Here is a 26,658-nt window from a genome sequence, read left to right as displayed (position 1 = left end):
AAATTGCGATCTTTCCGCCCAAGAAGAACCACATTCGGCCGTCAGGTCGGGGACCGCGCCAGAAGCAGCGGTGAAGGGCGGAGTGCAGATGATCGGACAGCCTTGCGGCCCTTGTGGCCCGGCCAACATGGAGGCCTGCCCATGCGCGTGACCGCCGTCACCTGCGTGAAGAACGAGGGGCCCTTCCTGTTGGAATGGATCGCCTTCAACCGGGTGATCGGGGTGACCGATTTCCTGTTCTATTCCAACGATTGCACAGATGCGACCGACCGGCTGCTGGACTGCCTGCAAGGGCACGACCTGCTGTGGCACCTGCCCAACCCCGCCCAGGGGCGCAACTACCAGATGGAGGCGCTGAAGGACGCGGCGAAGCAAAGCCTTGTCACCGGAGCCGACTGGGTCTGGATCGCCGATGTGGACGAGTTCCTGAACATCCATGTGGGCGATCACACGATCCCCGCGCTGATCGCGGCCTGCGGCGACCCGCAGGCGATTTCCGTGACCTTCCAGTTCTTCGGCAATGACGGGATCGAGGGGTTCGAGGACCGCCCTGTCATCGAGCAGTTCACCCGATCCCACAACCCCGACATCTGGTGCGGCGAAACGGCGATCGAGGTGAAAACCCTTGTGCGCCAGGACTTTCCCCTGCGCTATTACGGCGCGCACCGGCCCTTCTTCGGCAAACGGCTGGCGCCTGCCAAGCGGCCCCGCTGGACCGATGGCGCGGGCCGCGCGGTGCCGGAAAAGTTCCTGCTGGCCGACAACCCTCGCCGCATCCGCAAGTTCCCCGCCAAGGGCGCGCGCGCCTTCGCGACGCTGAACCACTACGCCCTGCGGTCCCTCGACAGCTATCTGGTGAAGAACGACCGCGGCGACGTGAACCGCGAGCACCGCGCTTTTGATGACAGCTACTGGCGCGAGCGGGCCGATGTGGCCTGGCAAGACCTCTCCATCGCCCGCTACCTGCCCGCCCTCAACGCCGAGATCGAGCGGCTGAAGGCCCTGCCCGGCGTCGCCGATCTGCACGAAGAGGCCTGCGCCCTGCACCGCGCCCGCCGCGACGACCTGCTGGCCCAGCCCGCCTATCGCGCCATGCGTGACCAACTGCGGGCCACGCCGACCCTGCCGCCGATGGAAGAGGCCCTGCTGGCCGATCTGGGGAGGCTGTGATGGCCCAACACCGCATGCGTGTCATCAACCTGGGCCTGCCGAAATCGGGCACCACCAGCTTTGCCGAGGCGATGACCGCCGCCGGGCTGAACGTCGCCGATCACCGCATCCGGCGCGGCCAGGCCCGCGACCCGGGGCTGACGCGCAACTTCGTCGGTCAGGTGCTTTATCGCGGCTTTTATGGCGCGGGCGACCCGCTGGCGGAGCTGGGCGAGTTCGACGCGGTGGCCGAGGCGTCCTTCCTGCATGGCGGGCGGCAGGCTTGGCCGCAGATGGACCATGCCCTGCTGATGGCGATCCGCGAGCGGCACCCCCAGGTGAAATTCACCGCCACCCGTCGCGATGCCGCCAAGCTGGCCAATTCGATGATGCGCTGGACCAACATGGCCGCCCGGCTGGAAGGCAACGCCCTGCCCGGCCTGCCCGTGGGCTTCGGCGGGGATGAGGCCCAGCTGGCGCGCTGGATCGACGGGCATTATGCGCATCTTGAGGCGATCTTTGCCGGCGACCCAGGGTTCCTGCAATTCGACGTGGCCGAGCCGGAGGCACAAGCCAGGTTGCAGGAATTCCTGGGCTTCGACCTGCCTTGGTGGGGGCGCGCAAACGCGAACACCGACCGTCCAGCCGAGGACCACGCGGAATGAAGATCATCCTGCATATCGGCACCGAGGGCACTGGCGCCCTGGCTCTGCAAACCGCGCTGCACGACAAGCGCGAGCAGCTGGCGGCCAAGGGCGTTCTTTATGCCCGCTCGGTCGGCAAAAAGAACCATGCGCGGCTGTTCATGGCCGTCACCGACCCCGATCAGGTGGACCCTCTGCGCTTCAACCGCGGCTTCATCCTGGAAGAGAAACAGCGCGCCCTGCGCGAGGAAGTGGCCAGCGATCTGGCACGCGAGGCTCAGGCGGCGGGGGCCCAGACGCTGATCCTGTCGATGACCCAGGCCGCCAGCGCCCTGACCCGGGTGTCAGAGCTGGAAACCCTGCGCGACCTGCTGCGCCCGATCTCGGATGACATCTCGCTGCTGATGCATGTGGGCGATCAGGCCTCGACCATGGCGCGGGCCTATGCGGCACAGGTGATGGAGGGGCGGGCCACCTCGCTGGCCGTGGAACAGGGCATCAGCGCCGAGGCGAACTGGTGGCAGGCCTGCCTGGATCAGACACCCGAGGCCGACCCGCTGCGCGGCTCTTTCCCCGCCATCCAGCGCCCGCTCTTCTGGCTCGACTATGCCGCCCTTCAGACCCATTGGGAGAGCGTCTTTGGCGCAGGCGCCCTGACCCTGCGGCCTTACGTGCCGGAGGTTTTCCATTCCGAAGCAATCACGGAAGAGATCCGTGCGGCCTTCGGCATCGAAGAACAGATCGGGCGCGGCCCTGTGACCCCGGCGCCGGGGCAAGAGCCCGCCGCGACCCTGACCCGGGCACGGCAGATGAACGACCTGCTGCTGGCCTACCTGGGCAAACATGATGCCATCCTGCCCCGGCAGCTGTGGATGCGGTTCCTGCGCGAGATCGCGGTGGACGGCCCGGTCACCGACCCCGCCACGCTGTCCGGCCTCTGCGCCCGCTTCGCGGCGGGCAATACCGCGCTGGTCGCGGACCACCCGGCGCTGGAGGCAGACCATCTGGCCCTGCCTACCCCCGCAGGCGACTGGGTGGAGGCCGATCCCCTGTTCGGCTATCGCGCCTCGCAATACCTGCTCTCCTTCCGTTGGCGGATCGCCAAAGCCACGAAAGAGGAACGCGACGGCAAGATCGCCGAGGCCAAGGCGATGACCGGCGAGGCCCCCGCGCCCAAGACGGACACCGCGTCCGCAGGCACAAGCTTGTCGCCCGAGGCCCGCGCCATCCTGCCGCCCGAGGCCGTGGCCCGTTTCGATGCGCTGAAAGGCGGGGCCTTTGCGCCGCACAACCGACTGGGCCAGGTGGATGAAGAGGCAGAGCTGCCGCCCTATGATCCCATCGCCCCCCGCGACCTGCCCGCAGGCAACTCGGGCCGCGTGGTGCTGGGCTGCATGAAGAACGAGGCGCCCTATATCCTGGAATGGGTCGCCTATCACCGCGCCGTGGGGTTCGACAATTTCCTGATCTACACCAACGACTGTTCCGACGGCACCTCCGAGATCCTGAATCGCTTGCAGGAATTGGGCGTCGTCCAGCACCGCAACAACGACAACTGGAAGGGCAACTCGCCCCAGCAATGGGCGCTGGACAGCGCGTTGGAAGAGCCGGTGATCCAGAACTCCGAATGGATCGCCCATTTCGACGTGGACGAATTCGTCAACATCCGCTGCGGCAATGGCACGCTGGATGATTTCTTCGCCCGCGTGCCGGATGCCACCAACATTGCCATGACCTGGCGCCTGTTCGGCCACAACGGGGTGACCACCCTGAAAGACGATCTGGTGATCGCCCAGTTCGACCATGCGGCGCCGAAGTTCTGCCCGAAACCTCATACGGTCTGGGGCTTCAAAACCATGTTCCGCAACATGGGCGCCTATCAGAAAATCTCCTGCCACCGCCCCAACAAGCTGTCCGAGGGGGCCGAGGGGCAGGTGCATTGGGTCAATGGCTCGGGCCAACCGATGACCAGGGACGTGCTGAAGAACGGTTGGCGCTCGTCGAAGAAGACCGTGGGCTATGACCTGCTGCAACTGAACCACTACGCGCTGCGCTCGGCCGAAAGTTACCTGGTGAAGCGGCAGCGAGGACGCGCCCTGCACGTCGACCGCTCCATCGGGCTGAACTACTGGGTGCGCATGGATTGGTCCGACAACCGCGACGTGACGATCCAGCGCAACATCCCCCGCGTGCGCGAGGAACTGGCGCGCCTCATGGATGACGACCGGCTGCGCGCCCTGCACGGCGCAGGTTTCTCCTGGCACCGCGCCAAGGCCGCCGAACTGCACGGGATGCCCGAATTCGAAGAGCTCTATACCCAGGCGCTGCAGTTGAAACTGACGGAAACGGAGCGCGTGGCCTACGCGCTGGCCCTCGATGTGGAAAGCTGATCCCCGCCTGCCCGGGATGGGCCGCTGATGCGCTTCCTCGCCATCCTCTGCGTCCGCAACGAGGCGGCCTTCCTGCTGGAATGGCTGGCCCATCACCGCGCCGTGGGGTTCACCGATTTCCTGGTCTTCTCGAACGACTGCCAGGACGGCACCGATGCGATGCTGGACCGGCTGGCGGAGCGCGGCGAGCTGACCCATATCCGCAACGACGGCCCCTATGACGCGCGCGGCATCCAGTTCACGGCGCTGAAGCAGTGCGAAAAGCTGCAGATCGTGCGCGACGCCGACTGGATCCTGCCCTTCGACATCGACGAGTTCGTCAACATTCACGCAGGCGACGGCACCCTGCCCGCCCTGCTGGCGGCCCTGCCGGAGGCCACGGCGATCACCCTGACCTGGCGCCTTTTCGGCAATGGCGGCGTGGTACACTATGAGGATCGGCCGGTCACCCAGACCTTCCTGCGCGCCGCGCCCGAGGTGCTGCACTGGCCCTGGCGGGCGTCGATGTTCAAGACGCTCTATCGCAACGACGGCACCTACCGGAAGGTCGGCGTGCACCGACCCCGATCCCCGGTGAAGGACCGGCTGAACGAGGCGCACTGGTACGACAGCCACGGGCGGGCGCTGCCGGAGAAATTCCGCACAGAGCGGATCTTTTCGACCTTCGGGCGGCCGAACTACGGGCTGGCCCAGCTGAACCACTATGCCCTGGGCGCGATGGAAAGCTATGTGCTGAAGGCCGACCGGGGTCGCGCCGTCCATGCCGATCACATGCTCGATCTCGACTATTGGGTCGAACGCAACTTTGCCAGCGACGAGGACCGGACCATCCTGCGCCTCGCCCCGGCGATGGAGGCCGAGCGCGCGCGGCTGATGCAGGACGCGCGCCTGGCCGAGTTGCACGCCGCCGCCGTCGCCTGGCGCCATGGCCGGCTGAAGCAGCTGATGCTGGATGAGCCCTTCCGCGCCCTCATGGGGCGGCTGCTGCTGACGCCGCCGACCCGGCCCCTGCCCCTACCAGCGGCGCGGTATCTCGCCCGCTTCGCCAACGAGGCGCGCCGACAGGGCGACCCGCAGGCGACCGGAACGGCGCCGGACCGGCGGGGCGACGCCTGACCCCGCGAAGGCCCTTCCCCTACGGCCCGAAATATCTCAATTTCGCCCAAATCCCCGGCTAGAGTGGAAAGCCATCCAGCGGCACAGGCCGCCCCCTGTCACAGAGGTTCCATGTCCGCCAGAAGCACCGCCAAGACGCCCGAAGAACTGCCGGCCTCCCTGCAGGGGCTGGGCAAGTCCGACTGGCTGAACCGGCTGGCCGGCATCGCCAGTTCGCGCGGCGGGTTCCGCGAGCTGGGCAAGCGGCATTTCGCGGCCTTCATCTCTGCCGGACCGACCCTGCTGGTCACCTTCGAGACCCAGGCGGGCATCCAGGGCCTGACCGAGGAAGCGCAACCGCTGGGATGGCGCCTGGTGCGCGAGGCGGGCTGGTCGCACCTGTGCCTGGCGTCCGACGGCGACACCTGGTTCCGTGACGAGGCGGTCTATGCCTATTTCGACGACCTGGTCGACCGGGGCTTCTTCGAGGAGTTCGAGCAGGTGATCTTCTACGGCGCGGGGCCCTGCGCCTATGCCGCCTGTGCCTTCTCGGTCGCCGCTCCGGGCGCCCATGTTCTGGCGGTGCAGCCCCAGGCGACGCTGGACCCGGCGATGACGGAATGGGACGAGCGGTTCCGCGAGATGCGCCGCCTCGATTTCACCTCGCGCTATGGCTACGCCCCCGACATGCTGGATGCCGCCGGAAAGGCCTTCGTCCTCTACGATCCGATGGACCGGCTGGACGCGATGCATGCCGCCCTTTTCGCCCGGCCCAATGTCACCCTGCTTCGGCTGCGCCACATGGGCGGGGCCCTGCAGGGGGCACTGCTGCGCATGGGGATGCTGCACACGCTGCTGCGCCTCGTGGGCACCGACCGGCTGGACCGGCACAGCTTCGCCACGCTCTATCGCCGCCGCCGGCGCTATCCGCCCTACCTGCGCAACCTCCTGTCCCAGCTGGAGGTCGACGAACGCGAGCCGCTGATCCAGGCGCTGTGCCAGAACGTGACCCGGCGGATGAACCTGCCGCGCTTCCGCCGCCGGCTGCGGCGTCTGCCCGGCGTCGCCGGAGAGATGGAAGAGGCCGCGCGGATCACCGACGACTAATATCTGGCGCGCGCGGCGCGCATGTCGTAAAGCGCGGGCATGACCCAGAGCCTCACGATCCGCCGCCCCGACGACTGGCACCTGCATCTGCGCGACGGCGAGATGCTTCGGGCCGTCCTGCCTGAAACCGCGCGCCATTTCGCCCGCGCCATCATCATGCCGAACCTGGTGCCCCCCGTGGTCACCGGCGCCCAGGCGGGCGCCTATCGCGACCGCATCCTGGCCGCCCTGCCCGAAGGCATGTCCTTCGAGCCGCTGATGACGCTGTACCTGACCGAGGACACCGACCCCGAAGACGTGGCCGCCGCCGCTGCCTCGGGCCTGGTGAAGGCAGTGAAGCTTTACCCCGCGGGCGCCACCACCAACTCCGCCTCCGGCGTGACCGATTTCCGCAAGGTGGTGCCGGTGCTGGAACGTATGGCCGAGATCGGCCTGCCGCTCTGCACCCACGGCGAGGTGACCAACCCGGAGGTCGACATCTTCGACCGCGAGGCCGTCTTCATCGACACCGTGCTGGATCCGCTGCGCCGCGAAATCCCGGAACTGCGCGTGGTGATGGAACATATCACCACCTCCGACGCCGCCGACTACGTGCGTTCGGCCAATGCCGGCCTGGGCGCCACGATCACCACGCACCACCTGGTGATCAACCGCAACCACATCCTGGTGGGCGGCATCAAGCCGCATTACTACTGTCTGCCCGTGGCCAAACGCGCCACCCATCAGCAGGCCCTGCGCAAGGCTGCGACCTCCGGTGATCCGCGCTTCTTCCTGGGCACCGACAGTGCGCCGCACGTGGACCCGGCCAAGGAATGCGGCTGCGGCTGCGCGGGCTGTTTCACCGCCACCAACACAATGGCGATCCTGGCCCATGTCTTCGAGGAGGAAGGCGCGCTGGACAAGCTGGAGGGGTTCAGCTCCCTCAACGGTCCCGCCTTCTATCGCCTGGCGCCGAACCCCGGCACCCTGACGCTGGAGCGTTCGCCCATCGACTATCCCGCCAAGATCGAGACCCAGGCCGGGGGCCCGGTGACCGTCTTCGATCCCGGCTTCACCCCCGCCTGGCACGTCAGCGCGGTCAGCGCCGACTGACCGGCGCGCCCCGTTCGGGACGCCCTGCGGGCGCCCCGAGCCTCCGGCGGGAGTATTTTCAGCTGCCGGATGAACATAAGCGCAATGAGAGGACACCGACGATGATCCCCAGTTCCTACCCGTCAAAAGAAGAGATCGCGCGCCTGACGGCCGGCATGCTTCTGGATATCAAGGCGGTGGATTTCAACACCGAGACGCCCTTCACCCTGGCCTCGGGCCTGCCGTCGCCATCCTACGTGGACTGCCGGAAGCTGATCTCCTTCCCGCGCATCCGCTCCGCGCTGATGGATTTCATGGCCTGCACGGTGATGCGCAACGCCGGCCTTGAGGCCTTCGACAACATCGCGGGCGGTGAAACCGCGGGCATCCCCTTCTCCGCGCTGGTGGCCGAACGCATGGCCTTGCCGATGACCTACGTGCGCAAGAAGCCCAAGGGCTATGGCCGCAACGCCCGCATCGAGGGGGTGATGACCGAGGGCCAGCGCGTGCTGCTGGTCGAGGATCTGACCACCGACGGCGGTTCCAAACTGTCCTTCGTCGATGCCATCCGGGACACCGGGGCCAGCTGCAACCACACCGCCGTCATCTTCTACTACGACATCTTCGAGGGCACGACCGAACGCCTGGCCGAGCATGGGGTGACCCTGCATCACCTGTGCACCTGGTGGGACGTGCTGGCCGAGGCCCGTGCCCGCGGCGCCTTCGATGCCGACACCCTGGACGAGGTCGAGGAGTTCCTCAAGGCGCCGCGCGCCTGGCAGGAGGCCCGCAAGGGCTGAGCCGCGACTCGCCGCGCTGCCGCAGGCGCGGCGCCGGATCGACCGGAACGGCCCCCGCGCGGGGCCGTTGCCGCATTCACGGGCGGAATGCCGCCAGCTGAGGCGCCTTTGTCGCCCGCTGCGCTCAGGGCCTTTGCGAAATCTGGCGGAAGCCGATGCAAGGACCCACCGCATATGGTAGGCTTCAGTCATGCACAGCTTATCCACAGCTTTTCCAGATTGTCGCGAGGCGCCCGGGCGGTCTAAGACCTCTGTCCACGGGGGACGATCCGGCGGCACAGCACGGACGGCCGAGGCAGGTCCGTCCCGCGGCTGGTGCCGGAGCGATCCGGGCCACCGCCGCGGGATCGCGCAGATCCCGAAACCAGGGCAGATCCGGGGACAGGCATGAACGAGATCACCACTTTCAACGCGACCGGCGAAGATGCAGAGCTGTCGAAGGCCCTGCCCCATTCAGTCGAGGCCGAACAGCAGCTTCTGGGCGCGATCCTGACCAACAACGACGTCTACGACCGCGTTGCCCAGATCATCAACGCCACCCATTTCTACGACCCGGTCCATGCCCGCATCTACGAGATCGCGGCGGCGCGGATCGCCAAGAACCAGCTGGCCTCTCCGGTCACGCTGAAGGCCTTCCTCTCCGACGACGAGGGCCTGAAGGAACTGGGCGGCCCCGCCTACCTGGCGAAACTCGCGGGCGCCGCCGTGTCGTCCTACGCGGTGCGCGACTACGCCCAGATGATCTATGACCTGGCGATCCGGCGCGAACTGATCCGCCTGGGGCGTGACATCTCGGACGGGGCGGCCAAGGTCGACGTGGACAACGACCCCAAGGAACAGATCGTCCAGGCGGAACAGAAGCTCTACAAGCTGTCCGAACAGGGCACCTCGGAATCGGGCTTCGTTTCCTTCCTGAAGGCCGTCACCGACGCGGTGAACGTGGCCAATGCCGCCTATCAGCGTGAAGGCGGCCTGGCCGGCATCTCCACCGGGCTGATCGACATGGACCGCAAGCTGGGGGGGCTTCACCCCTCCGACCTTCTGATCCTTGCCGGGCGTCCGTCGATGGGGAAAACCTCGCTCGCCACCAACATCGCCTTCAACGTTGCCAAGGCCTACAAGCGCGGCCTGCGCCATGACGGCACCGAAGGCGCCATCGAAGGCGGCGTCGTCGGTTTCTACTCGCTCGAGATGTCGGCCGAACAGCTGGCCGCGCGGATCCTGTCAGAGGCGGCCGAGGTGCCGTCCGAACAGATCCGCAAGGGGGACATGACCGAAGAGGAATTCCGCCGCTTCGTCGAGGCCGCCAAGTCGCTGGAGGCCTGCCCGCTTTATATCGATGACACGCCCGCCCTGCCGATCGCGCAGCTGGCGGCGCGGGCGCGGCGGCTGAAGCGGACCCATGGCCTCGACCTCTTGATCATCGACTACCTGCAGCTTTGCCGCGGCACCGCCGACAACCGGGTGCAGGAGATTGCAGAGATCTCGATGGGCATGAAGGCGATCGCGAAGGAATTGAACATCCCCGTCATCGCCTTGTCTCAGCTGTCGCGGACCGTGGAAAGCCGCGACGATAAACGGCCGCAGCTGTCGGACCTTCGGGAATCGGGCTCGATCGAACAGGATGCGGACGTGGTGATGTTCGTGTTCCGCGAGGAATACTACGTCGAACGGGAAAAGCCCTCGGACGACCGGCTGGAGGAAATGGCCGCCTGGCAGGAGCGGATGGAACGTCTGCACGGCAAGGCCGAGGTCGTGATCGGCAAGCAGCGTCACGGCCCGATCGGCACGGTGGAACTGGCCTTCGAGGGCCGCTTCACCCGCTTCGGCAACCTGGTGAAACCCTGGCAGAACGGCCAGGGCGACTACTGATCCGGGCAGCGCCGCGGGGCGCGCCCAAGGTTTTGATCTTCGGGACAAAGACCGGCCTTTCGGGCCGCGCCCTTCGGCGCGCCCTATGCCCGTCCGCCCCCCCCTGCGGCAAGGCCGCACCGGGGATCACTTCGCATGCGCAGCATTTCCACACTCACTTGATTGTTCAAGGAAAGTGAATTGAGTCGAGCCTAGAAATATGGACAATTGTCGAAAGTCCGCAGGCCACAAGCTCCCGTTAAGGTAAATTAGCTAGTTTCTTGCGCATCTCACGCGGCAGTTACCGTTCACATATGCTGCAACGCAGCACGCGCACTGGACAGCTCTGCCCAAGTCACCGGACAGTTTGTCATGCGCCTGTTACATCTTCTCTCCCTCCTCCTTCTCCCCGCCCCTGCGCTGGCCGACAGCGCCGATTTGTTCGCCTATGACCCCACCGTGGTCGAGGTCGACGTGGAACTGGCCCTGATGGTCGATGTGTCCCGCTCGATGACCCCGAACGAACTGGACATCCAGAGGCGCGGCTACGCCGAGGCGCTGACCTCGGACGCCGTGCTGGGGGTCATCGGGGACGGTTTCCTGGGCCGGATCGCCATCACCTACGTCGAATGGGCGGGTCCGGGATCGCACCGCGTCGTGGTCGACTGGACCACCATCGCCGGCCCCGAGGAGGCGGCCCGTGTCGCGACCCTGCTGATGCAGGCGCGTCCGGTGGGGATGCAACGCACCTCGATTTCCTCGGCGCTGGACTATGCCGCCGATACGCTGCGCACCAATGGGTTTCAGGGGCTGCGCCGCGTCGTGGACATCTCCGGCGACGGGCCGAACAATTCCGGGACGCCGGTGGAACCGGCCCGCGACCGGCTGCTGGCCCAGGGCGTGACGATCAACGGGCTGCCGCTGATGACCGAGGAAGGGGTCGGCTCGCGCTGGTCACTGGACGATCTGGATGCCTATTACCGCGACTGCGTGATCGGCGGCCATGGCGCTTTCATGATCCCCGTGCGCAGCTGGGACGAGTTCGCCGATGCCGTCCGCCGCAAGATCGTGCTGGAGATCGCCGCCGCCCAGCCCCGTGTCATCCCCGCCGGCACCGTGCTGACCCGCCCCGCCGCCGGGCGCAGCCCCGCCGCCGATTGCCTGGCAGGCGAAAAGACCTGGGAACGCTTCCGCAACCAGTGGGAACCATGACCCTGTTTCCCGTCCCTCCTCCCAGCCTGGCCGCCCCTCGGGGCGGCCTTTTCTTTGGCCGGAGCCCTTAAACGATAAAGGGCCGGGCTGATCGCCCGGCCCCTGTCATCAGTTTGGCCGCCTTGCGCCAAGGCGCCGTCAGCAGCTCTTGCAGGTCTTCAGGCCGATCAGGCTGTAGAGCGGACAGTTACCGATCACGGCGGTCAGCACCATCACCGCGGCCACGATCAGGGCCAGCCAGTGCAGCAGGCCGGCGGCCGCCACGGCGCTGCCGAAGGCCAGCCAGACCAGCACCGCGGCAATGACCAGGCGCAGGGCGCGGTCGATCTTTCCCATGTTCACGGACATATCGCATTCCTTTCGGGGATGTCAGGGCGCCATCATGCCACCGATCCCCCAGGGTCCACGGTGATCTTGTCACCAAACCCCACGTGATCCGGCGATGATCAGCGCTCGCCACCCCGCGCCAGCCGTTCCAGCGCCTCCCGGTCCAGCAGGCAGACCGCACCGCGCGCCTGTTTCACCAGCCCCCGTTTCTGGAAATCCGACAGCAGGCGGCTGATGACCTCCCGCGCGGTGCCCAGCTCGGTGCCCAGCACCTGATGCGTGGCATGCACCACGCCATCGGCATCGGCCAACTCGACCAGCCGCCCGGCCAGGCGCACATCCAGCCGCTGGAAGACGATATCGTCGATCAGGGTGAACAGATCGGTGATGCGCCGCGCATAGGCGCGGAAGACGAACTCGCGGAACACCCGGCTTTCGGCCACCAGCGCGTCAAAGGTGCCGCGCGGGATCTCGGCGGCCAGCACCGGGGTCTCCGCGATGCCGGTGGTCGCGTAATCCTCGAAGGCCAGCATGCAGGCGGTGGTCAGAACGCAGCTTTCGCCGGCGTTCACCCGGTAGAGGAAGACCTCCCGCCCCTGGTCGGAACTTTGCTGGACCCGCACCGTGCCCGACAACAACAGCAGCAGACGGTCGGCCTCCTGCCCCGGCTCGAACAGAACCGCGCCCTCGGGGAAGCGGCGCACGCGGCTGCCCCGCGCCAGGCGGGTGCGGGTGTCTTCCGGCAGGGATTTCAGTCCGTCAAACCGGTCGATCCAGTTGGTCAGGCTGGCCTCGGTCCTGTCGTCGGTGTCGAGATTGGCGGTCTGGCTCATCTCCGTCTCACTCCGGTATGCAAATCTGATGGGCGGCGGCGGCCCGCGCGGTGCGCAGGATCAGCGCCACGATGGTCACCACGAGCACCGCCAGCAGGACATAGCCCAGGCCGAGGTGGACCCCCGAGCCGGTCAGCGCGGCGAAGCGGAAGCTGGCCGTGGTGATCGCCGCCAGCGGGAAGGACAGCGCCCAGAAGCTGAGGGCGAACGGCAGTTTCAGCAGCGCCGGCACCTGGATCGCCACCAGCGCGGTGAAGAAATAGCCCACGTTCAGCAGGATCCGTGCCATGGCGTCCACCTGCCCGCCCTGCAATTGCACCCAGGCCAGGAACCCCACGGCGGGCGGGGCCACCAGGATGACCAGAGTCGGGCGCAACTTGCCCGGCAGCGGATCGTGGAAGATCAGCCGGTTGAAGACCAGCGTCAGCAGCACGACCCAGAAGATCATGCCGACGGCGAAGAAATACCAGCTGAGCTCGACATAGCCCAGGGGCACGCCGGCCAGCGGGGCGATGACATTGCCCACGGCCGGGATGAACCAGGCCGGCGACAGCTGTTGCGGCCCGAAGGCCCGGGCCGAGATCCAGGCGGAAATGACGACCAGCGTCAGCACCGCCTGCACCGCCACTCCGACCAGCCAGACGCCCTCTGCCACGGGCGGCGAGACCTCCCGCAGGAAGGTCGCCAGCAGGATCAGCGAGATCGAGGTGGCCGGGAAGAAGGCCAGCCGCACCGGGTGGTGCCATTCGGCCTTCAGCGCCTCCCAGTGCAGCGCGGCCTTGGCGGCCAGCGCCAGGACCAGCGCGGCAAAGACCACCAGCGCCCCTGCCCCGACCCAGTGGGCGGGAGTCGTCAGGCCGCCCGCGTGCAGGGCCAGGGCCAGGCCGAACAGGCCCATGGACATGCCGAAGAAGGAAATCGGGAAATGTTCCAGCCGCGAGGGCTGCGGGGCGCTGGTGGCGTCGGTCATTCCGCAGATCTCCGTCCAGTCAGAAGGGATTGCGCCGTGTAGACGAGGATCGCCATGCCGATGGCCCCGACCACGGCCACCGCCAGCAGGACGATCACGTCGATCGGCCCGCCGATGTCCTCGAACCCCGAATGGGTCACCGCCTGCACGAAGATCACCGCGGCCACCGCGCCCACGGGCATCGACAGCTGCGCCAGCAGGAACTTGCGCCAGCTGACCGCGCGGTCGCGGATCAGCACGTAGAGATAGGCCAGCGTCACCACTGCGGCGACGGCCACCATGGCCCAGAACAGCCCGCGTCCGAAAATCTCCTCGAAGACGGCGATCAGGGTACTGAATGTCATGTCCTTCATGGTCTGTCCTCCTCCTCAGGCGCGGCCGCGCAGCATGGCGTTATAGGTGGCCTTCAGCGCGACTTCCTTCATCAGCCAGCTGATCCACAGCTCTTCCAGCGGCGCGATCACGCCCGGGAAACTGGGGGTCAGGTTGTTGTGGTAGTCGAACTCCACCAGCATTGCCCGGCCCACGCGGGTGATCAACGGGCAAGAGGTGTAGCCGTCGTAATAGCCCGTCCCCTCCTTGCCCTCGATGGCGGCAACCAGGTGATCCTCGACCACCGGCACCTGCCATTTCACCGATGCCGCCGTCTTGCCCTTGGGCACGCCCGCGACGTCGCCCAGGGCGAATATTTCGGGATAGCGCAGGTGGCGCAGGTTGTGCATGTCGACCTCGGCCCAGCCCTGATCGACCCATTTGTCGGCCCAGGCGAGGCCCGATTGCACCACGAAATCCGGCGCGCGCTGCGGCGGGATGACGTGCAGGTAGTCGTAGTCGCGTTCCTCCAGCCCGGTCTCGGTGCGGAAGGTGGCACGTTTGGCGCCCGGTTCGACGGCGACCAGGGTCGACTGCATCATCGTGTCGATGCCGCGATCCTCGAACAGCATCCGCACCTTTTCCGCCACGATCGGCACGCCGAAGAGGCTGCCCTGCGGCGCGGCATAGACCACCTCGCGCGCGGCGCCGTGGCGTTTGGCGATATCGTCGATCAGGAAGGTGTGCTTCAGCGGCGCACCGGCGCATTTCATCTCGGTCGCGGGCCGGGTGAAGATGCCCACCCCGCCCTCTTCGGTGAAACGGCCAGCCGCCTCCCAGGTCTTCGCGGCGTAGTCTGGCCCGGCATACAGCGCGCCGATGCCGTCGCGGCCCACCAGATCCAGCGAGAACCCCTCGATCGCGTCGTGGTCCAGCACCAGCCCCGGGGCCACGACCAGCCAGTCGTAGTCCAGGACCTCGCCGCCCTCAGTGGCGACGGTCTTCGCCTCGGGGTCGACCGCGGCCACGCGGTCGGGGATCAGATCCACGCCGTCGGGCAGCCAGTCTGTGGTTTTGGACACCACGTAACCGGCGGGCTTCAGCCCCGTCGCCACCAGCGACAGCCCCGGCTGATAGAGGTGATCGCGGCGCGGGTCGATCAGGGTGATCTGCGCCCCGTCCAGCCGCCGCACCAACCGGTTGGCCAGCGCCGTGCCGGCGGCACCCGCGCCGATGATGACGATCCGGGCGGTCGTTTCGACCGGATCAGGTTGCGGCGCGGCCTGTGTGCCCGTCGCCATGCCGGCGGTCGCCCCAAGCGCCGCCAGTTTCAGGAAATCTCTGCGGTCTACCATGCCGCTCTCCTCCACCACGTTCGGGTCCCCCCACGGCCCCGGTCCCTTCGAAATGCCCCGGCCGGCCCCGTCCCCACGGGGGTCCCCGGCCGGGGCGGTGTCGTCAGTTCCCGCCTGCCTCGTCATGTTCGTCGGCAAGACGGCGGTCGCGTTGCATTTCCAGCCACATCGCATTCATCACGGCGAAGATGGCGGCCAGCGGAAGGCCCAGAAGCCAGGCAAAATACCACATTTGATCTGTTCCTTTCGTGTCAGTAGCTGTGCGACGGGCCGGTCACGTCATCTTCGGTCACCTTGCCCCAGAGGACTTTGTAGACCCAGGCGGTGTAGGCCAGGATCAGCGGCATGAAGATCAGCGCGCAGACCAGCATGATGAACAGCGTGCGGTGCGAGGACGAGGCGTCCCAGACCGTCAGCGAGGAGGCCGGATCCACAGTGGACGGCAGGATGAAGGGGAACATCGTCAGCCCGACCGAGCTGATGACGCCGAGGATCCCCAGCTTCGAGAACAGCAGGGTCGAGACCTCACGCTGGGACCGCAGGCCCAGCACCGCCAGCACCATCCCGAGGAAGCCGAGCACGGGCGCGATGGCGATCCAGGGCCGCTCGGCATAGGCCGAAAGCCAGGACCCGCCGCGCGCAACCTCGCTGTAAAGCGGGTTCGATGGGCCATTGGCCACCACGTCGGAGGTGAGGGTGAAGCCGTCCACCCCGAAGGCCAGCCAGACACCGGCCAGGGCATAGGCGACGATGGCGACGATCCCCGCGACAGACCCCATGCGACGGGCGCGGGCGTTGATCTCCCCTTCCGTCTTCAGCGCCAGCCAGGCGGCGCCGTGCATCATCAGCATGGCGAAGCTGACCACGCCCGACAGGATCGCGAAGGGCCGCAGCAGACCCAGGAACTTGCCGTAGAAGGTCCCGTCATACATCGGCATCAGCAGGTCGTTCAGGTGGAAGGGCACGCCCAGCATGGCATTGCCCACGGCCACCCCGAAGAGCAGCGCCGGACCGGCCCCGCCGACGAACAGCGCCCAGTCCCAGTTCCGCCGCCAGCGCGCGCTTTCGCGCTTGGAGCGGTACTTGAACCCCACGGGCCGCAGGATGAAGCAGGCCAGCACGGCGAACATCGCCAGGTAGAAGCCCGAGAAACTGACCGCGTAGAGCGGCGGCCAGGCGGCGAAGATGGCGCCACCGCCAAGGATGAACCACACCTGGTTGCCTTCCCAGACCGGGCCGACGGTGTTGATCACCACCCGGCGTTCCACATCGGTCTTGGCCACGAAGGGCAGCAGCGCGCCGACCCCCATGTCGAAACCGTCGGTCAGGGCAAAGCCGATCAGGAGGACGCCCAGAAGCACCCACCAGATCACCCGCAGCACGTCATAGCTGATAAGTTCGTAAAGGATCATGGTTCTTACTCCGCGGCAGCGATGGCGGGATCGGCCTGAAGCCGGGCCGCGTGCCGCTCTTCCCAGATTTCGGTTTCCTCGACATCTTCGGTCGGGCCCTTGCGGATGTATTTGATCATCAGACCCATCTCGATGATGAAGAGCACGCTGTAGAAGGTGACGAAGCCGGCAAGCGTCAGCAGCAGGTCACCGACCGACAGGTGGCTGACCGACAGCGCGGTCGGCAGGACCCCGTCGACGGTCCACGGCTGACGCCCGAACTCGGCCACGAACCAGCCCAGCTCGGCGGCAATCCAGGGCGCCGGGATCAGCCAGACGGCCGCATGCAGGGCCCAGCGAGGGTAGCTCTGCCCGTAGAAGCTCGACCGGATGAAGAAATAGGCCATCATGCCGATGAAGCCGAAGCCGAGACCCACCATGATCCGGAAGGCCCAGAACAGGGGGAATACGCCGGGGATGGTATCTTCGGCCGCCTGGTCGATCATCTCGGGCGTGGCGGTGCGCGGATCGTCGGTATAGCGCATCAAGAGCATGGCAAAGCCGAGGTCCTCGGAATGCTGCTCGAAGGTGGCGCGGACATCGGCGGGGGTGGCATCGCGTTCAGCGCGGATGGTCATCAGCGCGTCATAGGCGATGATGCCGCTTTCGATGCGATCATGCGCCTCGTCGACCAGCTCGTTGATCCCGGGGATCTCCTCGGTCAGCGAACGGGTGCCGATCAGACCCATGGCCCAGGGGATATGCACCGCGTAATGGGTTTCGCGCGCCTCCTTGTCGGGGATGCCGACCAGGGTGAAATGCGCCGGGGCTTCCTCGGTCTCCCACATGGCCTCGATGGCGGCCAGTTTCATCTTCTGGGTGTGGCTGGCGGAATAGCCCGACTCGTCCCCCAGAACGACGACCGACAGGGCCGAGGCCAGGCCGAAGCTGGCGGCGACGGTGATCGAACGTTTCGCGAGGCGCAAGTGGCGCCCGCGCAGCATGTAGAAGGCCGAGACCCCCAGCACGAAGACCGATGCGGTGACGTAGCCCGCGCTGACGGTGTGCACGAACTTGGCCTGGGCCACCTCGTTGAACAGCACGTCGAAGAAGCTGGTCATCTCCATCCGCATGGTGTCGGGATTGAACTCCGCCCCCACCGGGTTCTGCATCCAGCCGTTGGCGATCAGGATCCACAGCGCCGAGAAGTTGGAGCCGAGCGCGACCAGCCAGGCGACGATCAGGTGCGCAACCTTCGAAAGCTTGTCCCAGCCGAAGAAGAACAGACCAACGAAGGTCGCCTCCAGGAAGAAGGCCATCAGCCCCTCGATCGCCAGAGGCGCGCCGAAGATGTCGCCGACGTAGTGGCTGTAGTAGCTCCAGTTCATCCCGAACTGGAATTCCATGGTGATGCCGGTGGCAACGCCGAGGACGAAGTTGATGCCGAACAGCGTCCCCCAGAACTTGGTCATCTGGCGCCATATCGGTCGTCCGGTCATGACATAGACCGTCTCCATGATCGCCACGAGGATCGAAAGACCCAACGTCAGCGGCACGAAGAGAAAGTGGTACATGGCTGTCATTGCAAATTGCAGTCGTGACAGCTCAACGATGTCGAGCTCCATCTCTGGCCTCCTTGCTTGGGAGAGCGCCGCGGGGGAGAAAACACGACTCGGCCACTCTCCAATTGTCCCGGGCATAGCCCCGCCGGACTGAATTCCTGTGTGACTTCGTCACCAAGGGCGGTGACGTCGTCACAATACCTACTGGAATCTCGAGTTCAGTTTTTGACCTGAGGCAAAAACGACCGCCTCAGGGGCGGGAAATGGTGAGTCGCTCGGTAAAGATTACGTGATCCCCGCCACGGTGCAATGTCGCAAGGATCGCGCTGTCGGGCAGCGCGGCGCGCAGGTTGCCCAGCACGCGGGCCGCGGTGGCCGGGTCAAGCCCCTCGGTCGGTTCGTCAAGCAGCAGCAGATCGGGCGCGCGCAGCACGCAGCGCGCCAGGGCCAGGCGCCGCGACTGCCCGCCCGAGAGGCCCGTGCCACTCTCCCCCAGACGCGCGTCCAGCCCGCCGCGATCACGCACCACGGTGTCGAGGACCACGACCTCCAGCGCCTGCCAGAACGTCTCATCCGTGGCCTCGGGCGCGGCCAGGGCCAGGTTGTCGCGGATCGTCCCGGCGATCAGGGCGGAGCGTTGCGGCAGCATAGCGACCCGGGCGCGCAGGGCGTCCTCAGTCCAGTCTTCGGGCCCATGGCCCGCAACTGCGATCCCCTCGCCCGCCATCAGGCCCGCGATGCGCAGCAGCAGCGTGGTCTTGCCCACGCCCGAGGGCCCTTCCAGCGCCAGCGCCTCGCCCCGTTGCAGCGTGAACCGCGCCTCGGGGCGGTCGACCGACAGGATCGGCGCCTCTGCCCGGTCCGTCTCCTGTCCTTCCCTGTCGTCGCCGAGCGCAGACGCGCCGGGATCGACGCGAGAGGCCGCATCGACCATGCGGCCCAGCTCGGCAAAGCCCCGGCGCAGCGGCAGCACGGTCTCGGCCAGGGCCAGCGCCACGAAGATGCCGATGGCCGCGCGAGCCGGGTCCAGCCCGCCCGTCTGGGCCAGCCAGCCGCCGGCCACCAGCGCGCCTGCCACCGATAGCGCCACCAGCGCCGAGAGCCGCGCGCCGGCGCGCCGTTCGGCGCGATCCAGCGCCCCCGAGGCGGCGCGCGCCCGTGCGTCGCCCGCCCGCAGCGCCGTTTCCCGGGCCGCCAGCTGGCCGCCCAGGATCAGCGCCTCGCGGTCCCGGATCATGTCGATCATCCCCCGGCGCAGGGCCTGCGCCTCGCTCTCGCCCTCCCGCGAAGGGGCCATGCCCGCCCGCGCCAGCAGTGCCAGCACCAGCGCCGCCAGCGGCAGGTAAATCGCGGCCACGGTCAGCGCCACGGGCCAGCCCGCCAGCCAGCCCAACATCGCGAAGACGACCGCATGGGTCAGCAGCGCCGCGAAGACCGGCAGCGCCAGGCGCAGTACCAGCCCGTCCAGCGCATCCACATCCGCCAGGATCCGGGTCAGCGTGGCCTCGCTGCGCAGCCGCGCCAGCGCCCGCCCCCCGGCCCGCGCCTGACGGCGCAGCAGGTCCACCCGCAGCGCGGCCAGCGCCCGCAGCGTGGCGTCATGGGTCAACAGCCGTTCGCCATAGCGCGCCGCCGTCCGACCCAGGGCCAGCAGCCGCACCCCCGCCGAGGGCTGGAAGACGTTGAAGGCGATGCCGATCCCGGCCAGTCCCGCCAGCCCGGTCGCGGTGATGAACCAGCCCGACAGCCCCAGCAGGGCCACCCCCATCAGCAGAACGGTGACGGCCAGCGCGGCGCCGCGCGCCATGGCCTTGGGGCTGGCGCCCAGCAACAGTTTCAAAACCCGCCAGAGCGCCCTCATGCCTCTGCCTCCCCGGTCATGACGATCTGCGCGTCCATCGCCCCGGCCAGCGCCGGGTCATGGGTCGCCACGATCAGCGCCGCCCCTTGCCCCTGAAGGCGGCGCAGCGCGCGGGTCACCCGGTCAGCGGTCAGCGCGTCCAGGTCCGCCGTCGGTTCATCCGCCAGCACCAGATCGGCGCCCTGCAGCACCGCGCGGGCGATCATCAGCCGCCGCGCCTCGCCGCCCGAAACACCGCCGCCGCTTTCACCCAACCGCGTTTGCAGGCCCTCGGGCAGGCGGTCGACTACGGCGCGGGCCTCGGCCAGCTCCAGCGCCTCGGTCATCGTGCCTTCGTCCACCGCACGCCCGCCCGACAGCCAGTCGCCCAGGGGAAGATCCGGGAAATGCACCCGCTGCGGCACCACGGCGAGGCGCGCGCGCCAGCCGTCGGCGGTGCCGGCGTTCAGCTCCTGCCCGCAGACCTCGATCCGGCCCTCGACCAGCGGCACCAGCCCGGCCAGCGCCGACAGCGCCGTGGACTTGCCCACGCCAGAGGGCCCGACCAGCGCCAGGCTCTGCCCCGCGCTCAGGTCCAGGTCCGGCAGGGGCAACGCCCGGCCCGGCAGGGATGCAACCCCGCCTCGCACCGAAACCGACAGCGGCCCGGCCAGCGGCGCGGCCTGCGTCCCCTCGCCCAGCAAGGCGACACGCGGCGCGGCGTCCATCGCCTCCAGCTCCTCCACGACCGAGACGCCCGAGGCGCGATCGTGCCAGGCGGCAGCCAGATCGCGCAGCGGCTGGAAGAACTCTGGCGCGATCAGCAGCAGGAAGATCCCTTCATAAAGCGTCAGCCCGTTGCCCCAACTGCCCCAGCCGACCTCGCCCAGCAGGGTGAAGCCGACGAAGACCGCGACCATGGCCACGCCGATGGCGGCGAAGAGCTCCAGCACGGTGGAGCTGAGGAAGGCGATGCGTAGCACCGCCATGGTCTTCTCGCGCAGGCGGTCGGCGCGGGTCTCGAAATCCTCGGCCGCGCGGGCGCGCGCGCCTAGCAGGCGGATGTCCAACAGGGCCGACAGCCGGTCCATCAGCATGGTGTTCATGTCGCCGATCTCATCCATCTGGCGGCGGCTGGCGTCCTCGGCGGCCATGCCGACCAGGGCCATGAAGACAGGGATCAGCGGCCCGGCGACCAGCAGGACGACCCCGATGGCCCAAGAGAACCAGAAGGCCACGGCCAGGTAGACCAGCGGAATGACCGAGGTGCGCAGCATGGCGACATGGTAGCGGGTGATCCAAGGATGCAGCAGCGGCAGCTTCTGCACCGCCAGCGCGGCCACGGCGGCGGAGCCTGCCCCGCCCGGACGCCGCGCCTCGCGGCCGATCAGCCCCTCGCGTTCTCGCGCGATCGTCTCATCCGCGGCGCGGTAGAGGAGGCCGCCTGCCACCCGGTCAAGGCCTGCACGGATCAGCCCGCAGAGCAGGAAGATCCCGGCCGCCCAGAGGCTGCGCTCCAGCGCGAGGGCTCCGCCGGCCCAGCCGGAGACGGCCCAGGCGATGGCAGCGGCCTGCACCGGCCAGAGAAGACCCGACAGGATGCTCAGAAGTCCGGCCCGCCGCAACAGGGGCTTCACCGGGGCGATGATGCGAGCCTGCATGGCGGCGCGGGCGGCGCGGCGGTCTCCGGGCGGGGTGGCCTCGGGCACGGCCTGTGCCGTTTCGGGCTCAAGCCCGGCACCGTCCGGCAACGCAACGTCCTGCATCTGGCCTCGCCTCTTCTGCCCCGCCGGGGCTCAGGGGCGCCCGGTCCTGCTGTTGTCGGCGCTGGCCTCCCGCTCGCGCGTCCTGTTGTCCTCGGGCCGCTGGCCCGCCGTGCTGCCCCAGGCGGTCTGGCCCCGCGCGACGCGGCTGAGCGCCGCTGCCCCGGTCAGACGGATCGTGCCGCGCCCCTGCTCGATCCAGCCTTGGCGGGCGAACGCCCGCAGGCGGCGGGAAATGACCTCGCGCGCGGTGACCAGATCGGCGGCCATGGCCTGGTGCGTCGTCTCTACCGTATCCGCGCGCGCATTTGCCAGTAGCCATTCCGCCACGCGCTGTTCCATGCTGAGGGTGACAGGCCCCGCCACCCGCTGGAAGAAATAGGGCAAACGCCTTGCATGCTGGGCAAACAACGCCCGGCGAAAGGCTGCGTCCTCCGCCACGAGGCGACGGAACGCCGCAGGATCCAGCGTCAGCCAGCGGGTTCGTTCCAGGCAGTGGGCCGCAACCGACAGGCCGATGCCTGACAGGATCGCCGCCGTCACCGGCATGCAGTCCTGCCCCGCGTTGGCCCGGCATTCCGCCATGGGCACCAGCCGGTTGCGCGTGTGAAACCGCACCGACAGGCGCCCCGTCACCAGCAGGACGAAGCCCCGCGGCGGGCCGAACCAGCGGAAGGCAAGGGCCCCGGCCGCGGCCTCCTGCTGGCGTCCGCCCGCCGCGCGCACGGCCGCCACCAGGTCGCGGGCAGCCGCGGCGTCGGGGGCGTCAGGACAGGGCGCGTCCGGGGGGACCTGCGGCCCGGACCGGACAGAGGTCTCCGGCGGGGTCCCGAAGGCATGGGAAACATGGGGCATGGCAGCGGCTCCTGGGCTGCGGGTCATGGGTAAAGACCCCGCCCGGGCAGCAGGCCGGGCGGGGTCGGGGATCACTTCGACCGGGGCGCGCGGATCATTCCGCGGGCACCTGGGCCGGGGCGCGCCGCGCCAGGAAGTGGCGGCGATTCAGCACCAGCAGCAGCAGGATCATCGACAGCTGCAGCGCCACGGCCACCCCGCTCAGGACCCAGTAGGCGGTGCTGAACTTGGCGATCAGGCCGACCGCCACCAGACCCTTGTTGATCCAGAAGTGCATCAGCACCGACAGGGCCACACCGGGGCAGATCAGCGCGTAAGACCCGACCGAGGTCTCGGACCCGGTGAGGAAGCGGCGGATATAGCCGGTGGCCGACAGGATCGTCAGGCCGAAGAGGGTGAAGCCCAGCTGCACCGACAGCGCCCGGGTCAGGAAGACCAGCATGTCCGCCGGGGTCGAATGGCCGCCGAAATGGACGTGCAGGGCATGGTCCAGACGCACCAGCAGGATCGACAGGACGGTCACCATGGGCACCACGATCAGCAGCGTCGGCGCCTGTTCCACGGCCACCCCATGCTCCAGCATCGAGCGCACCCCCAGCACCAGTTTCACCGCCCCGTAGATCACCGCGATCACCAGGAAGAAGCTGGCCAGCACCAGTGCCACACCGGCGGTGGCCTTGACCGTGCTCATCGCCGCCGGGGCGGCCAGGCCGACCCCCACCATCGACAGGGCAAAGGCCGGCAGCAGTTGCGACAGCGAGTTGTTGGCCTTCCAGTCAAAACCGCCATGGCCGATCACCCGCACCACGTACCGCCCCACCTGGCGCAGCGCCAGCACGCCCACGGCGGCAAAGGCGATCAGGGCCAGCGGGAAGAGATACTCGACCACGCCCCAGAGGCCGGGCACGAAGACCAGCCCTAAGATGAACATGCCGTTGATCGACATGGCCAGCGCCAGCGGCAGCGCGGTCATCTGGGTCTGCCCCTGCCCGGCGGCCAGGGCCGCGCCGGTCTCGGAGCGCAGGAAGGCGCCGGTGCGCCGCAGGTTCCACACCAGCAGGTACAGGTTCATGGCGGCAAAGACGGCGATCCCGGCCAGCGCCAGATAGATGGTCGCCGAGAACAGCGGGCTTGCGGTGGCCAGCGCCGCCTGGATGTCCTCAAAAACGGGCACCGGCTGACCGGGGTGTTTCACCCAGAACATCAGATACATGAAAAAGGTCACGGCCAGGCCACCGGCCCCGACCGAAGCCAGGAAATACAGCGGCGACCAGCGATCTGCGGGACGGGTCACTTGCGGTTTCATCGGATCCTCCATTGGATATCTGATCCGACGATACGCCCCTTTCGCGCGCCCCTCAGTGACATGGTCACCAAGGCGGGATTATCCCGCAACCCTTTGAAATATGACCCACATCAAAGCAGATCCTCGCCCGCTGCCCGGGGCGCAACGCCCCTCCCCCAATCCGATTGCCAGAAATACTCCGGGGGTGTCGCCAGCGGCGACGGGGGCAGCGCCCCCTCTTGCCGCCCTCTGCCGCCTTGACACTCCGGTCCCGCCGCCCAACCCTTCGCGCGAACCGAAGGAGTCCCCCATGTCGCCCAAATTCGCCCCCGATCTGGAAACCCGCCTGACCCGCTACTGCGCCGTCGACAGCCAGTCCGACGCTCTGTCGCCCACCTCGCCCAGCACCACGATCCAGTGGGACATGATCCGCCTGCTGGAGGCAGAGCTGCGCGAGATCGGCGCCGAGGATGTCGAGGTCACCGACTACGGCGCCGTTCTGGCCACCGTGCCGGGCACCGCCCCGGGGCCGACGGTCGGCTTCTGCGCCCATTTCGACACCGCCCCGCAGTACAATGCGACAGACGTCAAACCGCGGGTCATCCGGGGCTACAACGGCGGCGACATCACCTATCCCGACGCGCCGGACCTGGTGCTGTCGCCGAAGGATTTCCCCTACCTGGCGGAAAAGCAGGGCCATGACATCGTCACCGCCTCGGGCCTCACGCTTCTGGGGGGCGACGACAAGGCGGGCATCGCCATCATCATGACGGCGGCCAAGCACCTGATCGACAATCCCGAGATCGCCCGCCCGAAGATCCGCATCGCCTTCACCCCGGACGAAGAGATCGGCCGCGGCGTGGACCAACACCTGCCGAAGGATTTCGCCTGCGATTTCGCCTATACCTACGACGGTGCCGAGGTGGGCGAGGTGATCTATGAAACCTTCTCCGCCGACATCGCCCATGTCACCGTCACCGGCGTCTCGATCCATCCCGGGCAGGCCACGGGCAAGCTGGTCTCGGCCATCCAGCTGGCGTCGAAGATCATCTCCGCCCTGCCCGCCCATACGATGACGCCCGACACGACGAGGGACTACGAGGGTTTCATCCACTGCACCGACATGACGGGCGACGCCGCCGAGATGAAGCTGACCTTCATCCTGCGCGATTTCGAGCGTGACGGGCTGGCGCAGAAGGGCGAGATCCTGACGAAGATCTGCGAGGCCATTGGCGCGTCGGAGCCCCGCGCGCAGATCAAATGCGAGATCACCGAGCAGTATCGCAACATGCGCTACTGGCTGGAAAACGACATGACCCCGGTGGAACTGGCCCGCGATGCCGCCCGCGCGCTTGGGGTCGAGCCGATCTCGGTGCCGATCCGCGGCGGCACCGACGGCTCGCGCCTGACCGAGATGGGCGTGCCGACGCCCAACCTCTTCACCGGCATGCAGTGCATCCACGGGCCGCTGGAATGGATCTCCGTCCAGGACATGGAGGTGGCGACCAACCTGATGCTGCAGATCGCCGACAAGGCGGTGAGCAAGTAAGGGCGCGACGGCCCCGATACGTTCCCGGGCGGGCAGACCCCGCCCGGGGCCGGATCACTCCGACGGCGTCAGCCGGACCAGGGCGCCATTACCGGCATCGGTCAGGATCATCACGGCGCCATCGGCGGCCACGTCCACGTCGCGCACCCGGCCCTGCCCCTGCAGATACCGCGCCTCGCCCTTCACGCTGGTGCCATCCAGTTCCAGCCGCACCAGCGCCTGGCCCGCCAGGGCGCCCACCAGGATGCTGTCCTGCCAATCGGGGAACATCTCGCCCTCGTAGAAGTCCATGCCGGAGGGGGCGATCACCGGGTCCCAGTAATACAGCGGCTGCTGCATCTCGGGCGAGGCCGTCTCGCCGTTGCCAATGGGGCTGCCGTTGTAGTCGATCCCGTAGGTGATGACGGGCCAGCCGTAGTTGCCGCCCGGCTCGGGCCGGTTCAGCTCATCCCCGCCCCGCGGCCCGTGTTCGATCGTCCAGAGTGCCCCGTTCGGCCCCAGGGCCGCGGCCTGGATATTGCGGTGGCCCAGCGACCAGACCTCGGGCGCGCCGCCCTCGATCTGCGGATTGCCGGGCATGGCGCCGCCCATCGGGTCGATCCGCAGCACCTTGCCCAGATGTGTCGAGGGATCCTGCGCCAGCTGGCGCGGCTCCGGCAGGGACCGTTCCCCGGTGGTGACGAAAAGCGCGCCGGAGCCGTCGAAGACCAGACGGGAGCCGTAGTGCATGCTCGAGGCCCAGCCGGGCATCTGGCGGAAGATCACCTCGACCTCCTCCATCGCGCTGCCGTCCTCGGACAGCAGGCCGGTGGCAACGGCGGTGCCGGTTTCGCCCCCCTCGCGCGGTTCAGCATAGCTCCACCAGACCCGGCGGGTCTCGTCGAAATCGTCGCGCACCTGTACGTCCAACAGGCCGCCCTGGCGGCGGGCATCGACCTGCGGCAGCCCCTCGACCGGGTCCGACACCTCGCCACCGGGCGTAACGATGCGCAACCGCCCCGGGCGTTCGGTCACCAGCCAGCGGCCATCGGGCAGCTGTTCCATGCCCCAGGGATGTTCCAGCCCGTCCACCACCACGGCACGGTCCAAGGTCACTTCGTCCTCCAGCACCGGCGCACGGGTCTGGCCCTCGAAGGCGGGTTGCTGATCGGCGGCATTGGGCGGCGCGGCGTTGAAATCCTGTGCGCTCGCGGGGGCGGCCAGCGCGGCGCCGGTCAGAAGAAGGGCGGAAAGGCGGATGGATGTCATGGCGGGGTCCTCATGCGGGGCGTCTCGTCATTGCGGACCAGACAGGGCG

Annotated in this window: 22 protein-coding genes and 1 pseudogene; 10 read left to right on the top strand and 13 right to left on the bottom strand. The window is 67.9% G+C overall.

The window, feature by feature from the left end; all coding sequences use genetic code 11:
- Nucleotides 1–141 precede the first annotated feature (141 nt).
- From LC066_RS06615 to LC066_RS06575, 9 genes are all read left to right on the top strand, one after another.
- Nucleotides 142–1,170: a glycosyltransferase family 2 protein gene (locus tag LC066_RS06615; RefSeq protein ID WP_224897372.1), complete on the top strand. Its 1,029-nt coding sequence runs from the start codon at nucleotides 142–144 to the stop codon at nucleotides 1,168–1,170.
- The gene (locus LC066_RS06610; protein WP_224897370.1) at nucleotides 1,170–1,814 is read left to right on the top strand and encodes a sulfotransferase; all 645 of its coding nucleotides are present in this window, start codon (nucleotides 1,170–1,172) and stop codon (nucleotides 1,812–1,814) included. The genes LC066_RS06615 and LC066_RS06610 overlap by 1 nt, the downstream gene beginning before the upstream one ends.
- On the top strand, nucleotides 1,811–4,183 hold the full coding sequence (locus tag LC066_RS06605) for a glycosyltransferase family 2 protein (protein WP_224897368.1): 2,373 nt from the start codon (nucleotides 1,811–1,813) through the stop codon (nucleotides 4,181–4,183). Before LC066_RS06610 ends, LC066_RS06605 begins: the two co-directional genes overlap by 4 nt.
- A 27-nt stretch (nucleotides 4,184–4,210) precedes the next feature.
- Entirely contained in the window at nucleotides 4,211–5,299 is a 1,089-nt protein-coding gene (locus LC066_RS06600) for a glycosyltransferase family 2 protein (RefSeq protein ID WP_224897366.1), read from the top strand.
- A 111-nt stretch (nucleotides 5,300–5,410) separates the two neighbouring features.
- Nucleotides 5,411–6,385, top strand: a complete 975-nt coding sequence (locus LC066_RS06595) for a phosphoadenosine phosphosulfate reductase (protein ID WP_224897364.1) — start codon at nucleotides 5,411–5,413, stop codon at nucleotides 6,383–6,385.
- Nucleotides 6,386–6,424: 39 nt separating this feature from the next.
- Nucleotides 6,425–7,477, top strand: a complete 1,053-nt coding sequence (pyrC, locus tag LC066_RS06590) for a dihydroorotase (protein WP_224897362.1) — start codon at nucleotides 6,425–6,427, stop codon at nucleotides 7,475–7,477.
- A 101-nt stretch (nucleotides 7,478–7,578) separates the two neighbouring features.
- Nucleotides 7,579–8,256: an orotate phosphoribosyltransferase gene (locus LC066_RS06585; protein WP_224897360.1), complete on the top strand. Its 678-nt coding sequence runs from the start codon at nucleotides 7,579–7,581 to the stop codon at nucleotides 8,254–8,256.
- 387 nt (nucleotides 8,257–8,643) lie between these two features.
- On the top strand, nucleotides 8,644–10,128 hold the full coding sequence (locus LC066_RS06580) for a replicative DNA helicase (RefSeq protein WP_222477093.1): 1,485 nt from the start codon (nucleotides 8,644–8,646) through the stop codon (nucleotides 10,126–10,128).
- 351 nt (nucleotides 10,129–10,479) lie between these two features.
- Nucleotides 10,480–11,319 (top strand): DUF1194 domain-containing protein, encoded by an 840-nt coding sequence (locus tag LC066_RS06575; RefSeq protein WP_224897358.1) that lies wholly within the window; start codon nucleotides 10,480–10,482, stop codon nucleotides 11,317–11,319.
- Nucleotides 11,320–11,457: 138 nt separating this feature from the next.
- Here LC066_RS06575 and LC066_RS06570 read toward each other — a convergent pair whose 3' ends face one another.
- The 12 genes and pseudogenes from LC066_RS06570 to LC066_RS06515 form a co-directional block, all read right to left on the bottom strand.
- Nucleotides 11,458–11,667, bottom strand: coding sequence for a DUF2892 domain-containing protein (locus tag LC066_RS06570; protein ID WP_085888362.1), 210 nt, complete (start codon nucleotides 11,665–11,667; stop codon nucleotides 11,458–11,460).
- 98 nt (nucleotides 11,668–11,765) lie between these two features.
- Entirely contained in the window at nucleotides 11,766–12,479 is a 714-nt protein-coding gene (locus LC066_RS06565; RefSeq protein WP_224897356.1) for a Crp/Fnr family transcriptional regulator, read from the bottom strand.
- A 7-nt stretch (nucleotides 12,480–12,486) separates the two neighbouring features.
- The gene (locus tag LC066_RS06560; protein WP_224897354.1) at nucleotides 12,487–13,449 is read right to left on the bottom strand and encodes an SLAC1 anion channel family protein; all 963 of its coding nucleotides are present in this window, start codon (nucleotides 13,447–13,449) and stop codon (nucleotides 12,487–12,489) included.
- Nucleotides 13,446–13,802 (bottom strand): DUF5368 domain-containing protein, encoded by a 357-nt coding sequence (locus tag LC066_RS06555; protein WP_224897352.1) that lies wholly within the window; start codon nucleotides 13,800–13,802, stop codon nucleotides 13,446–13,448. The genes LC066_RS06560 and LC066_RS06555 overlap by 4 nt, the downstream gene beginning before the upstream one ends.
- Before the next feature lie 15 nt (nucleotides 13,803–13,817).
- Nucleotides 13,818–15,116, bottom strand: a complete 1,299-nt coding sequence (locus LC066_RS06550; RefSeq protein WP_224897350.1) for an FAD/NAD(P)-binding oxidoreductase — start codon at nucleotides 15,114–15,116, stop codon at nucleotides 13,818–13,820.
- Between the two features lie 103 nt (nucleotides 15,117–15,219).
- A complete protein-coding gene (cydX, locus tag LC066_RS06545) occupies nucleotides 15,220–15,348 on the bottom strand; it encodes a cytochrome bd-I oxidase subunit CydX (RefSeq protein ID WP_085888367.1) in 129 nt (42 codons plus the stop codon).
- Between the two features lie 19 nt (nucleotides 15,349–15,367).
- On the bottom strand, nucleotides 15,368–16,528 hold the full coding sequence (gene cydB, locus LC066_RS06540; protein WP_224897348.1) for a cytochrome d ubiquinol oxidase subunit II: 1,161 nt from the start codon (nucleotides 16,526–16,528) through the stop codon (nucleotides 15,368–15,370).
- Nucleotides 16,529–16,533: 5 nt separating this feature from the next.
- A complete protein-coding gene (locus LC066_RS06535; protein WP_224897346.1) occupies nucleotides 16,534–18,132 on the bottom strand; it encodes a cytochrome ubiquinol oxidase subunit I in 1,599 nt (532 codons plus the stop codon).
- Between the two features lie 316 nt (nucleotides 18,133–18,448).
- Nucleotides 18,449–19,003 (bottom strand): annotated as a pseudogene (locus LC066_RS21565) (ATP-binding cassette domain-containing protein); the annotation flags it as partial.
- Nucleotides 19,004–19,926: 923 nt separating this feature from the next.
- Entirely contained in the window at nucleotides 19,927–21,675 is a 1,749-nt protein-coding gene (locus LC066_RS06525; RefSeq protein ID WP_224897342.1) for an ABC transporter ATP-binding protein/permease, read from the bottom strand.
- Between the two features lie 30 nt (nucleotides 21,676–21,705).
- Complete coding sequence (locus tag LC066_RS06520) at nucleotides 21,706–22,527, bottom strand: Crp/Fnr family transcriptional regulator (protein WP_224897340.1); 822 nt, start codon at nucleotides 22,525–22,527, stop codon at nucleotides 21,706–21,708.
- Nucleotides 22,528–22,621: 94 nt separating this feature from the next.
- Nucleotides 22,622–23,833: a TsoY family (seleno)protein gene (locus tag LC066_RS06515; RefSeq protein WP_224897339.1), complete on the bottom strand. Its 1,212-nt coding sequence runs from the start codon at nucleotides 23,831–23,833 to the stop codon at nucleotides 22,622–22,624.
- 289 nt (nucleotides 23,834–24,122) lie between these two features.
- Between LC066_RS06515 and pepT the strand changes: the two genes are divergently transcribed.
- Nucleotides 24,123–25,361 carry a peptidase T gene (gene pepT, locus LC066_RS06510; protein WP_224897337.1) on the top strand — a complete coding sequence of 413 codons (1,239 nt, stop codon included), beginning with the start codon at nucleotides 24,123–24,125 and terminating at the stop codon, nucleotides 25,359–25,361.
- 54 nt (nucleotides 25,362–25,415) lie between these two features.
- On the opposite strand, the gene LC066_RS06505 is transcribed toward pepT, so the two are convergent.
- Nucleotides 25,416–26,609, bottom strand: coding sequence for a PQQ-dependent sugar dehydrogenase (locus tag LC066_RS06505; protein WP_224897335.1), 1,194 nt, complete (start codon nucleotides 26,607–26,609; stop codon nucleotides 25,416–25,418).
- Nucleotides 26,610–26,658 lie beyond the last annotated feature (49 nt).

Origin of the sequence: Pseudooceanicola marinus (genome assembly GCF_020177265.1) — a bacterium.
Classification (GTDB): Bacteria; Pseudomonadota; Alphaproteobacteria; order Rhodobacterales; family Rhodobacteraceae; genus Pseudooceanicola; species Pseudooceanicola marinus_A.
The sequence above is the reverse complement of the archived record's forward strand: the minus strand, read 5'-3'. Positions and strand labels throughout refer to the sequence as shown.

Excerpts from the sequence above, each read along its gene's own strand:
- LC066_RS06615 (WP_224897372.1), top strand. The coding sequence starts at position 142 with ATGCGCGTGACCGCCGTCACCTGCGTGAAGAACGAGGGGCCCTTCCTG.
- LC066_RS06610 (WP_224897370.1), top strand. The coding sequence starts at position 1,170 with ATGGCCCAACACCGCATGCGTGTCATCAACCTGGGCCTGCCGAAATCG.
- LC066_RS06605 (WP_224897368.1), top strand. The coding sequence starts at position 1,811 with ATGAAGATCATCCTGCATATCGGCACCGAGGGCACTGGCGCCCTGGCT.
- LC066_RS06600 (WP_224897366.1), top strand. The coding sequence starts at position 4,211 with ATGCGCTTCCTCGCCATCCTCTGCGTCCGCAACGAGGCGGCCTTCCTG.
- LC066_RS06595 (WP_224897364.1), top strand. The coding sequence starts at position 5,411 with ATGTCCGCCAGAAGCACCGCCAAGACGCCCGAAGAACTGCCGGCCTCC.
- pyrC (WP_224897362.1), top strand. The coding sequence starts at position 6,425 with ATGACCCAGAGCCTCACGATCCGCCGCCCCGACGACTGGCACCTGCAT.
- LC066_RS06585 (WP_224897360.1), top strand. The coding sequence starts at position 7,579 with ATGATCCCCAGTTCCTACCCGTCAAAAGAAGAGATCGCGCGCCTGACG.
- LC066_RS06580 (WP_222477093.1), top strand. The coding sequence starts at position 8,644 with ATGAACGAGATCACCACTTTCAACGCGACCGGCGAAGATGCAGAGCTG.
- LC066_RS06575 (WP_224897358.1), top strand. The coding sequence starts at position 10,480 with ATGCGCCTGTTACATCTTCTCTCCCTCCTCCTTCTCCCCGCCCCTGCG.
- LC066_RS06570 (WP_085888362.1), bottom strand. The coding sequence starts at position 11,667 with ATGTCCGTGAACATGGGAAAGATCGACCGCGCCCTGCGCCTGGTCATT.
- LC066_RS06565 (WP_224897356.1), bottom strand. The coding sequence starts at position 12,479 with ATGAGCCAGACCGCCAATCTCGACACCGACGACAGGACCGAGGCCAGC.
- LC066_RS06560 (WP_224897354.1), bottom strand. The coding sequence starts at position 13,449 with ATGACCGACGCCACCAGCGCCCCGCAGCCCTCGCGGCTGGAACATTTC.
- LC066_RS06555 (WP_224897352.1), bottom strand. The coding sequence starts at position 13,802 with ATGAAGGACATGACATTCAGTACCCTGATCGCCGTCTTCGAGGAGATT.
- LC066_RS06550 (WP_224897350.1), bottom strand. The coding sequence starts at position 15,116 with ATGGTAGACCGCAGAGATTTCCTGAAACTGGCGGCGCTTGGGGCGACC.
- cydX (WP_085888367.1), bottom strand. The coding sequence starts at position 15,348 with ATGTGGTATTTTGCCTGGCTTCTGGGCCTTCCGCTGGCCGCCATCTTC.
- cydB (WP_224897348.1), bottom strand. The coding sequence starts at position 16,528 with ATGATCCTTTACGAACTTATCAGCTATGACGTGCTGCGGGTGATCTGG.
- LC066_RS06535 (WP_224897346.1), bottom strand. The coding sequence starts at position 18,132 with ATGGAGCTCGACATCGTTGAGCTGTCACGACTGCAATTTGCAATGACA.
- LC066_RS06525 (WP_224897342.1), bottom strand. The coding sequence starts at position 21,675 with ATGCAGGACGTTGCGTTGCCGGACGGTGCCGGGCTTGAGCCCGAAACG.
- LC066_RS06520 (WP_224897340.1), bottom strand. The coding sequence starts at position 22,527 with ATGCCCCATGTTTCCCATGCCTTCGGGACCCCGCCGGAGACCTCTGTC.
- LC066_RS06515 (WP_224897339.1), bottom strand. The coding sequence starts at position 23,833 with ATGAAACCGCAAGTGACCCGTCCCGCAGATCGCTGGTCGCCGCTGTAT.
- pepT (WP_224897337.1), top strand. The coding sequence starts at position 24,123 with ATGTCGCCCAAATTCGCCCCCGATCTGGAAACCCGCCTGACCCGCTAC.
- LC066_RS06505 (WP_224897335.1), bottom strand. The coding sequence starts at position 26,609 with ATGACATCCATCCGCCTTTCCGCCCTTCTTCTGACCGGCGCCGCGCTG.